The organism is uncultured Croceicoccus sp. (assembly GCF_947496385.1).
Taxonomy (GTDB): domain Bacteria; phylum Pseudomonadota; class Alphaproteobacteria; order Sphingomonadales; family Sphingomonadaceae; genus Croceicoccus.
The window spans coordinates 23,725-33,283 of the sequence record NZ_CANMCP010000016.1; the positions used below are offsets into that span (position 1 = coordinate 23,725).

At 60.0% G+C, this 9,559-nt stretch carries 9 protein-coding genes; 4 read left to right on the forward strand and 5 right to left on the reverse strand.

Annotated features, from left to right (window positions below; genetic code table 11):
* Positions 1-12: 12 nt before the first annotated feature.
* Positions 13-927, reverse strand: coding sequence for an ImmA/IrrE family metallo-endopeptidase (locus tag Q0897_RS14965; RefSeq protein ID WP_239806597.1), 915 nt, complete (start codon positions 925-927; stop codon positions 13-15).
* Positions 927-1,250: a helix-turn-helix transcriptional regulator gene (locus Q0897_RS14970; protein ID WP_239806596.1), complete on the reverse strand. Its 324-nt coding sequence runs from the start codon at positions 1,248-1,250 to the stop codon at positions 927-929. Before Q0897_RS14970 ends, Q0897_RS14965 begins: the two co-directional genes overlap by 1 nt.
* A gap of 133 nt (positions 1,251-1,383) precedes the next feature.
* Here Q0897_RS14970 and Q0897_RS14975 point away from each other — a divergent pair, with 133 nt between their 5' ends.
* The 4 genes from Q0897_RS14975 to Q0897_RS14990 are packed head-to-tail and all read left to right on the forward strand — an operon-like array spanning position 1,384 to position 3,461.
* The gene (locus tag Q0897_RS14975; RefSeq protein WP_239806595.1) at positions 1,384-1,623 is read left to right on the forward strand and encodes a DUF2188 domain-containing protein; all 240 of its coding nucleotides are present in this window, start codon (positions 1,384-1,386) and stop codon (positions 1,621-1,623) included.
* 9 nt (positions 1,624-1,632) lie between these two features.
* Positions 1,633-1,896: a multiubiquitin domain-containing protein gene (locus Q0897_RS14980; protein WP_299310193.1), complete on the forward strand. Its 264-nt coding sequence runs from the start codon at positions 1,633-1,635 to the stop codon at positions 1,894-1,896.
* Positions 1,871-3,040: a ThiF family adenylyltransferase gene (locus Q0897_RS14985; protein WP_299310194.1), complete on the forward strand. Its 1,170-nt coding sequence runs from the start codon at positions 1,871-1,873 to the stop codon at positions 3,038-3,040. The genes Q0897_RS14980 and Q0897_RS14985 overlap by 26 nt, the downstream gene beginning before the upstream one ends.
* Complete coding sequence (locus tag Q0897_RS14990) at positions 3,033-3,461, forward strand: DUF6527 family protein (protein ID WP_239806592.1); 429 nt, start codon at positions 3,033-3,035, stop codon at positions 3,459-3,461. Before Q0897_RS14985 ends, Q0897_RS14990 begins: the two co-directional genes overlap by 8 nt.
* Before the next feature lie 102 nt (positions 3,462-3,563).
* Here Q0897_RS14990 and mobF read toward each other — a convergent pair whose 3' ends face one another.
* The 3 genes from mobF to Q0897_RS15005 are packed head-to-tail and all read right to left on the reverse strand — an operon-like array spanning position 3,564 to position 9,191.
* Complete coding sequence (gene mobF, locus Q0897_RS14995; protein ID WP_299310195.1) at positions 3,564-6,473, reverse strand: MobF family relaxase; 2,910 nt, start codon at positions 6,471-6,473, stop codon at positions 3,564-3,566.
* A 44-nt stretch (positions 6,474-6,517) separates the two neighbouring features.
* Entirely contained in the window at positions 6,518-8,872 is a 2,355-nt protein-coding gene (locus tag Q0897_RS15000; protein ID WP_299310196.1) for a type IV secretion system DNA-binding domain-containing protein, read from the reverse strand.
* The gene (locus Q0897_RS15005; protein ID WP_239806589.1) at positions 8,862-9,191 is read right to left on the reverse strand and encodes a hypothetical protein; all 330 of its coding nucleotides are present in this window, start codon (positions 9,189-9,191) and stop codon (positions 8,862-8,864) included. Before Q0897_RS15005 ends, Q0897_RS15000 begins: the two co-directional genes overlap by 11 nt.
* Positions 9,192-9,559 lie beyond the last annotated feature (368 nt).

Below are 9,559 nucleotides of genomic sequence, written 5' to 3' on the forward strand. Positions count from 1 at the left end.
CGCAAAGCCAAATTAGCCCAACCATGAAGAGCCCGGAGTGCGACCAATCATCCGGTCGTAGGTATCTTCGCCCTCTTCCTCGTCATCGTTCTGAAAACGCCTGACGGGGGCAGGCCCGAGATGAAGCAGCGTATATGTCTTATCGAAACGCTCGGAAAGGAACGTCTCTTCAACGCAGGGCTCCTTCAGCCAAGTGAAGGCATTGTGTTCGATGCGCCCTTTGCCGTTATCGAGCAAATGCGTCTGCGCGGCCAACGAACCGGATGGCAAGGACACAGGCGGCAGGTTTGCCGTCTTGATGAACGCACCCGTCCGCAATGCTTTTGGGCTCGACCTTGCCCAAAGCACATAACCATCTCTCGATACCACGAACATCGAACGCTTCTCGGTGAACTGTAGCCACCGCAGCGTCGCAGCGGAAAGAGACACCCCGTAGCGCTCGGCACAGGCACCAAGCTCATCGAAGCCGGGTTGGGCGCTGGGCGTAATCTGCCGCTGGAAGTCGTCCCTTGGCATAAGCAGGCTTGCAGCGAACTCGTTCGCCTGCTGCTCGATCTGGCCATACTCGCTGTCCCATTTCGCCATATCTTCGGCGCTGCATTGCAAGCCATCGGGAAACTGGTGCCTGTGTACGAGATAGTGGCCAAACTCGTGAGCGAGGGTGAAGTTGATCCGGCCGGGGGACTTGATCTCCGAATTGTAGATGATGCCCCAGCCCTTCTTGCCAGGCGGGGCCTTGTAAAGCCCGCCTTCAAAGCGATCGAGGTCGCCACCTTTGATAAGCGTGACGGGGTCATTGGGGAAAACCTGATGCGAATAGTCCTTTGCCAGCGACTTCACATCAACGGGAAAGCGGTCGTCGCCGTCGCGGGCATTGAGAAGCAGGGTCAGGTCAATGGCCCAGCGTTGCGGCGACTTGTTATCCATTATTCGCTGTCATCCCACATTTCGGCGATCTTGCGGATTTTCTCCCGCGTTTCGGCGGGCATACTTCTGTATTTCCTGTAGAATTGCGCATCGACGGCATCGACTTCGGCAACTTTGTTCTGGTCATCGAGAAGATACTCAATTGTCACCCCCAGCTGTTCGGCAATCTTCGACAGCTTCTCTGCCGATGGGCGGGGTGGATTCTTGTTTTCCAGCTCCCAGATGTAGCTCTTGCTGGAGCCGGTCAGCTCCGCGAGCTTGTCGAGCGTCAGCTTCTTCTCCTTACGCAAGTCACGAATCTTGTCGCCTAAGACATTGGCCATAAGCGGTCCTCCTCAAAAAGTTCGGTGTAGGCATACAATAACCTCTTGACTTCCGATTTTCAAGCAATATATGATGTTCGGAGTAGGCGCACTTTTTTTGCGTCATAAATGTTAAACAATGAGGTATCCGCCAATGAGCAAAGGCCCGAAAAGCCACCACGTGGTCCCGAATCCCAACGGGGGCTGGGATGTAAAGAAGGGCGGCGCCAGCCGCGCCAGCAGCCACCACAGCACGAAACGCGAAGCCATCGATCGCGGCCGCGAAATCAGCCGCAATCAAAGCACCGAGTTTCGCATCCATAACCAGGACGGAAAGATCGCCCGCAGCGATAGCCACGGCAACGATCCCTGCCCGCCTAAAGACAAGAAATAGGAGGTTCGCATGACGAACGACAAAGACAAGAAAGAGAAGGAAACCACGGTCATCGTGAACGGTCGCGAGAAGGTCGTGAACGGCAAAGAAATCTGCTTCGACGAACTGGTGAAGCTGGCTTTCGACAATCCGCCGACCGGCCAGAACATCTGCTTCACGATCACCTACCGCAAGGCGATGGGCAACAAGCCCGAAGGCACTCTTGCCGAAGGCGAATGCGTGAAGGTCAAGAAGGGAACTATCTTCAATGTTACCGCAACTGATAAGTCGTAGCGACGATCTGAAGCGGCTGTTTGATGATGGCTATGAGCTGTCCATCGTGGGTGGGCAGCTCGTAGTCAGCAACATTCCCTATGTTGCGGCGGACAAGACCGTGAAGCGCGCCGCGCTGGTAAGCGAGCTGCGCCTGTCCGATGACACGACGCTGGCACCAAAAACCCATGTGATGAAATTCACCGGCGACCATCCTTGCGACAAGAATGGCAAGGAGCTGGCATACATGAAGCACAGCATCAAGAACGAAGTGATTGGCGACGGGAATACCGTCACACGTTCGTTCTCATGCAAGCCGACCACAGGCCCCTACCCTGACTATTATGCGAAGGTAACGACCTACGCCGAGATGATATCGGTTCATGCGCAGCAGCTTGAGCCAGGAGCAACGGGGCGCACTCATGCTGTGACCCAGATTGATGAACCCGACAGTCCCTTCCGCTACCTCGACAATGCCTCCGGCCTCGCTGGTATTACCGACATGGCGCAGCGCGTTGCTGGTAAGAAGGTGGGCATTGTCGGCCTTGGAGGAAGCGGTTCCTTCGTCCTCGACCTGATTGCCAAGAGCTGGGTGGCCGAGATCCACCTCTATGATGGCGACGACCTTATTCAGCACAACGCTTTCCGCTGCCCTGGCGCGGTATCGGCTGAGACGTTGCGTGACAGGCCGATGAAGGCCGATCATTACGCAGCCATCTATGACGTTTTCCGCAAGGGCGTCGTGCCCCACCCCTATTACATCACCGAAGCCAATCTGGCCGAACTGGACGAACTCGACTTCATCTTCATCTGCGTCGACAAGGGAAGCGCGAAGGAGAAGATCGTCGACCATCTGGAAGCAACGGGAAAGAGCTTCATCGATGTCGGCATGGGCGTCGAAATCGCCGACGGGAAGCTGCTTGGCGTGGTCCGCACCAGCACCAGCACGCCCGAGGACCGCGACACGTTGCGGAAGTTCGTCCGGTTCGGCGATGGCGAGGAAGATGCCGCCTACACGAAAAATGTGCAGATTGCGGAACTTAACGCGCTCAACGCGTGCCTTGCCGTGATAAAATGGAAAAAACTGAACGGGATTTATCTCGACCTCGAAGGCGAGATGAACGCGAACTACACAATAGACGGGAACCACATGTCGAATGAATAAGCGCGCCCACCTCAGTCCAGAATTTGTAGACACCATTCCAGCGACAATCGAACAAGGCAAAATCTACATCTCGATTGATTTTGCGACGGCTATTCATAGCTGCGCCTGCGGGTGCGGGATGGAGGTGGTCACCCCCTTCTCGCCGACCGACTGGAAGCTGGTGTTCGACGGAGTTTCCATTTCGCTGTCACCATCAATCGGGAACTGGAGCTTCCCGTGCCGTTCGCATTACTGGATCAGGCAGAATCAGGTCCACTGGGCGGGAGACTGGACCGACGAAGAGATTAACGCCGGACGCGCGAATGATCGCAGAAGCAAGGAGCATCACTACGGAATCGGCACCCTAAGTAGCACATCAAGCAAGAAGACGCTGAAAAAGCCGGGGTTCTGGAAGCGTTGGTTCGGCTGGCTAATAAATTGATCGGGCTTATTGGCCTTGGGGCGTGCCATCATGGTGGTTTGACACCATCCAAGTGGTCGGCTCAATGGAGCTCAAGCTCACCATTGCGCGGAGGACCTCCCCTCAAATCCCAAAGTCCATGGAGCGATTGCGCTCCTTGGCGAGTTCCGGCTCGGGAGCCTTGGGGTTCTTCTCAGTTACATCCTTGCCCGCCCCGACCTGCGCGGCCACTTTCAAACGCTCAGTCACCTCAAGCGCCGATGATTTCTCGCCCCTGTTCTTCGAGACTGCCGCCCCGAGTCTTGCGGCGCTGTCGACCACGAGAGTCAAATGATCACGCAAGCGCGTGACAGTCACGAGGAAGGTCTTCTGGTTGGCAAGGTTGCGCTCGCGGCTGTCCATCACGGCAATGCCGCGGTCGGAGGTGAGGCCCTGAGCCATGTGAGCGTTGAGGGCGTAGGCAAGATCAAGGCGCTTCAGCATCGGATCGTCTTTTCCGAGCCTTTGCTCAACACCCTTGGAGGTCTCGACGGTGACGCGATCGCCATCGATCTGGACAACCCGGGCCTGGTCGGCATTGAACAGCCCGCGCCGATGGTCGTTCCGGGTCCAGCGAACGCGCTCACCTTGATGTATTTCGAGCTTGCGCAGGTCGAACAGCGACAGGTTGTCGTCCTTGCCCGTTCTGCCGATCCGAGACGGCTTGAGCTTGTGCAGCTTGCCTTGCCTGTCCTCAAGCTCAACGGTGTCCTTACGGTCGTCGACCTTCCGCACCGCATATTCGCCGCGCTTGAGGCCAAGTGCGCGCTCAAGTTTCGCGACCTCGAGAACCATTCCAGGCTTGTAGGCGGCAAGGTAGCGTAGTTCCTCGCGCGTGAGATTGACGCGGTCGAGAACCTCCAGCTGGATCTTCTCAGGGCCGATCTCGCCAATGGCGGCAAGGCCGGTCTGGACTGCCTCGTTGACGGCGGCGCGGATCTTGCGGCCCGAGGCATAGATCGCTGTCCTCTCCCGCTCTTCCGGTGAAAGCGCCAGCCATCGTTCGGCAGCGAGTATGGCCCCATCGCCCTTGGCTTCGACCGTGTTCTCCTTGAGGTGGTCTAGCGCCGTGCGAACCAGCCCCGCCTGCGCCGCTGCCTGTGCCTCGCGCAGGACCGGATCGCGGCCGCGCAAATTGGTATTCATCTGCGCCTGGGCAATGCCTCCCTGTTGCAGGAGGTCGAAAGGCTTGCCGGCATCGACCGCACCCAACTGCTTGCGGTCCCCCATCAAAGCAAGCCGCTGGGCACCGGCGCGATTGGCGATGCGGATAAGCTGTTCCTTGTCGGCGTTGGAGACCATCGAGGCCTCGTCGAGGATGAGGACGCTGCCGCCTAATTCCTTGCGCGCCTCACGATCGAGGCCGGACCGTGCTTCCCCCTCGCTGATCGCTCCCCACCGCTTGAGGAAGCTCGCGAGGGTCTGCGCCTCGATCCCTGTGTCGCGTTCGAGCATCTGCACCAGCGTGTTCTGCACCGAGATACCGAGCACCTTGTGACCTTCTTCCCGCAGCACATCGGCGACGGGCTTCAAGACACTCGACTTGCCCGCACCGGCAACGCCCTGCACTGCAATGGTCCGATCGCGCGAAGTCAGGATAAGCCGCGCAGCGCCAAGTTGCCCCTCGTTCAGCTTGAAGCCCTGATTGGCGAGAGCCGATGCCTGTACGCTGGCGTCAGCTCTGCGTTCGGTGATGATGGGTTCGACCGCACCCTTGCCTTCGTTTGCCCAGGCGAGGATCCGCGCCTCGCGCTCGACTTCCTCGTGGCTTGCCAGCCATCCCTTGTGCTCGCCCTTGCCCCGCAGCAACTGCCCCGAACGTACGAGCGAGCGGACCGCCTTCTCGACGTGCGCGATGGTCGTGGGCAGGCCAAAATCGAGCGCTGCCTTGTACAGGTCTTCGCGCGCAAACCCCGCCTCGCGTTGCGACAGGTGGCGCATGGCAGATGCGACAGCCTGGGCCGCCGCTATCTCTTGAGGACCTCGCTTCAGGACATGATCCGGAACAAGCGGATCACGTTCTTTGCCTTTGATGCGTTCGGCAAAATCCTTGAGCAGCGCCAGCCCGCGCTCGGCCAGGCTGGGCATTTTCGTATCGGCAGCGTCGCGTTCGCTTGCTCTCGTCTTCGCGGTATCGATCAGTCTCGGAAGATCGAGGCCGACTGTCTGCGCCGCCGCCTGCCACTGCTCACCGAGGACCGCGCGATCCTCGATCGGGTGCTTGGGCGAACGGGTGGCAAGTGCCGCCACTTTGCCTGCTTCCAGCCCCGGACCACGGCGCGCTTCAAGCACCTCCTTGCGCCGCGAGGAGAAAGCCATCACCTGCTCGCGCGAAATTCCGCGCGCCTCGAAATTGCCGTGCTTGCCAACCGGGCCGGTCTCGTAGCCAAGCTTTTCGACCGCGATCCGGAAGCGCGCCATGGCCATCGAGTTGAGCAGCGTGCCGAGCGCAAAGAGCCTGTCGTTCTTCAGCGTGCGCCATTTGCCGTCCTTGCCTTGCGTCACATTGGCGATCACCGCGTGGAAGTGCAGGTTGGGTTCCTGGTTGCGGTTGGTGTCGTGCTGGAAGAGGCCGATGGCAAGGTTGCCGGTCGCCACGGTCCTGACCTTACCGCGTTCGACAAGGCGGGTTTCAGCAGCGTTCTTTTCGGCCCATTTGAGGGCCTCGGTTACCGCCTCGCGGTAGGCAGCAACAATCCGCTCGTCCTTGCCGACCAGCGCCAGCAGCGACCAGCTCTTGGGCAGCGAGAAGGTAAGATCTGTGCCCGGCCGATGCGCCTGGCCGGGATTGCCGACGCTCGACCCATCGGGGAGCTCACCGCGCAACAAGGCATCGAATTGCTTCGTCTCGACGCGTCCCGAAAGACCGAGCGATTTCGCGCCTTCGCCGACCCATTGCCCGGACCGATCGGCATCGGCCCGGGCATAGTAATTGTCGTCGGCAAAGTAGCTGGCCGCAGCCGAGGGCGAACGCACATTGGCGATTGAGAGCATGGCCTAGTCCTCCAACGAGCCCACTGCTGCCCCGCGCCCCCGCATCAGATATCTGGCTCGATATCGCCCACGTCGGGCTCGTCCCGATCGGACTTGTCGTGGTCCCTGTCATGCGCGGCACCACCAAGCAGACCCTGCTGACGGCGCTCCTGGTCGGCACGGTTGCGCCCCTCTCTGCTCGCCTTGTCGCGGTGCGGATCATGATCTTCACCGCCCTTCGCGGAGCGACCCTTGGCGGTTTCATCGCGCGCCCGATCCTTGTCGGTCCCAAGCGGCAGTTCGCTTTGCCGATTACCCTCTTGGTCTGCGCGCCCATGCGCCTTAGCGGGGTCTTCGCTGCGACCCGACCTGTCACGTTCGTTGGCCAAGTCCTTGTCCCGCGCTTCCTCGCGCGACCGGTCTCGTGCGCGCTTGCGCCGTGCCCCCCGATTTGGACGCTTGTCCTTATCGCTATCGAGTTGCTGACCACGGTGCTTCTCGTCACGGCGACGGCGTTCACCGGAATCGTCATTGTCGCCGCCATGCTGCCCGGTATCGTCGTCATCGTCGCAATCGTCGGGCTCGATGGTGACGGGCCTGGCAGCAGGTTTTGCGAGCTTCGGTGTGTTGCGTGGGATGAACCCCTCGGCAATGCGGGGCCAGTCCTGGGGCTCAAGCGTGATGGGTGCAGTCGGAAGCCCTTCGGGAAACTTGATGTAACCCTCAAGGCTTTTGAGGCCCATGAACTCGTCGGGCAGCAACAAGGGTGCGATCTCGCGGCGGGCGGTAAGGCTCACCGCATCGCGGGCACTGTTGTGCCCATAGCTCTGGTTCTCTTCGACCTCGCGCACTTCGCGGTGACCGACAGTGTCCGAGCACCAGGTGGCCGTCTCGCGGTCGGCCGTTCCGAGCATGAGCTTGGTCTTGGCGAGCGACGACAAGGTCATCGCCATGTTTTCTCCATAGACCTCCTTCAGCTTGGCATAGGCATGCACGCCGGTGACAATGGCGCCGCCGTAATTACGCGCGGTCTGCAGGCCTTTCTCGAGCGAAGGGAGCCGATGAAGCGCGCCAAGTTCGTCGATCAGGAACCACAGTTTGAGGTCAGACGAGGTCCGCCCGGTCATCAGGGTATTAATCGCCGTGTCGAGCCAGAGGGTGAGCATTTGCGAGAGAACCGTGAGGTCAGCGTAGCGCGCCGAGAGGAACAGGAACGATCCCTCCTTGCCGCCACCCTTGACCCAGTCGCGGATCGAGAAGGCCTTGCCTTCGGTCGGCAGCAGTTGCAGCGCCTTGGCGTTGACGTTGAATACCGCGCGCACCGATTCCGCCATCTTGGCGGCCTGCGGATCGGTCATAGGCCCCGCCATCGTGTCCTCGAGCAGCTGGTGCAGATCGGAGAGATTGGCGTTCATCAGGTCGCTTGCGAGCGCCGCGTTTGTGCCCTTGCCCTTTTCGACCAGCTTGAGGCAGGTCTCGACAAACAGGGTACGTGCTGCGAGCACCCAGAACTGCTCTGCCCCGCCGCCGTCATGCGGCACCAGGGACTCTGCTGCAGCATGGAACTCGGAACTGGTGGTGCAGTCGTTGAACACGCTCCAGGCCGGACACCGGGCATCAAGCGGGTTCAGGATGACGTCTCGTTCGGGCTCGTAGAAGGCCTCGATAAAGGCCCCCGTGAGGTCGAAAATGACCGCGCGTTCTCCCCTCTGTCTGATCTCGTCGACGAGTTCGAAGAGCGCCACGGTCTTGCCCATCCCGGTGGTGCCGACGAGCATGGCGTGGCCCTGTTCCTGCCGCCACGGATAGCTTACGCCTGCGAGGTGCGCGGGCGCATAGAGGCCGGCATCTTGCAGCGCCTTGCGACCAGCAAGTCGCCATTTCCAACCCAGTTCGCGGCCATACTCGAGCGCGCGCTTGCCGCGATTGTGGCGAGCGATGTCGGCCTTGAGTTCGGGCAGCGATACAAGCTTGGCACCACGCAGATGGCGCCTGGCTTTGGACTTCTCGCCGAAGTGCTCTGCGACCCACCAGAAGAGCGCCATGAGCGGCACAAGGCAGACCGTGGAGAGCACTACCGCCTGCTTCACCGTGGCGAAGAACAGGTCCCAGGCTTCGCGCATCGGCGGGAAGTCCCGGACCACCGCCATGGGGAAGGCAATCATGTCGCCATCGGGCAGGCGCAGGTTCACGAGCTTGGCCGGATCGAACTCCATGAACATGTAGCCCGAGGCATAAAGATGCATCCACAACAGGTAGGCCTGGTAGTCATCAAGCGCGCTGCTGACCTGCCACCAGCAGATCCCCAGCATAACCAGTGCAGAGATGATAAGCGGCAGCTTGAAGCCGGCTGCAAACATGAAGCCGAAGTGTCCCAGGAGCTGGGTGCCGCGGGTGAAGTTGACGATACTATTCTTCATCGCCGGCCTCCTTCGCACGCGCAGGAATGAAGCCGAGCTGGGCCAGGCGGCGGTGGTAGGCGGCATGGGTTCGCTTGCGCAGATTGTCGTCGGAATGGCTTGCCAGCAGCGCATCGAGCGCCGTGGTGAGGAACACCATCTGGCGAGCCGGATCGCTCCCGCCGGGACGGTCAGCGCTATCGTTGTCGCGGTTCCATGCCGTGACGAGGTGGTCACGAATGACCACGCTCACGCTTGTATCGCGGGTGTTTGACTGCTCCAGAATCCAGTCCGCAATCAGCTGCGGGACGTAGGTCTGGAGGACCCTGTAACGTTGCATTTTTCCAAGCTCCTTGTGCTCAAGAAGCCTGGTTCGACCTGCGGAAGGCGAGGATCACACTAAATAGGAAAGGCCATGTAGGAAAACGAAAAGTTCCCTAGCTATTCCAGCGTGTTAGACGAAAGTGAATTGTCGCCAATTTGCGAATCCAAATCGCGATTTGCGGTCAAATCGGTCGATGCACATGCCGAATTTGCACCGGAACCGATTGAGAACATTAGAAGAACAATGGCGGCCCCGCTGCGTACGGTGTGCACATCGTCCCCAATTGCTCGGGTGGTGACCAGTGACTGTCCGTCGTCAGAACATTTGGCACAAGTCGCGGCGTAAATTAGCGGAGTGCGGGCCTCGTCTCAGGGTTGATGTTA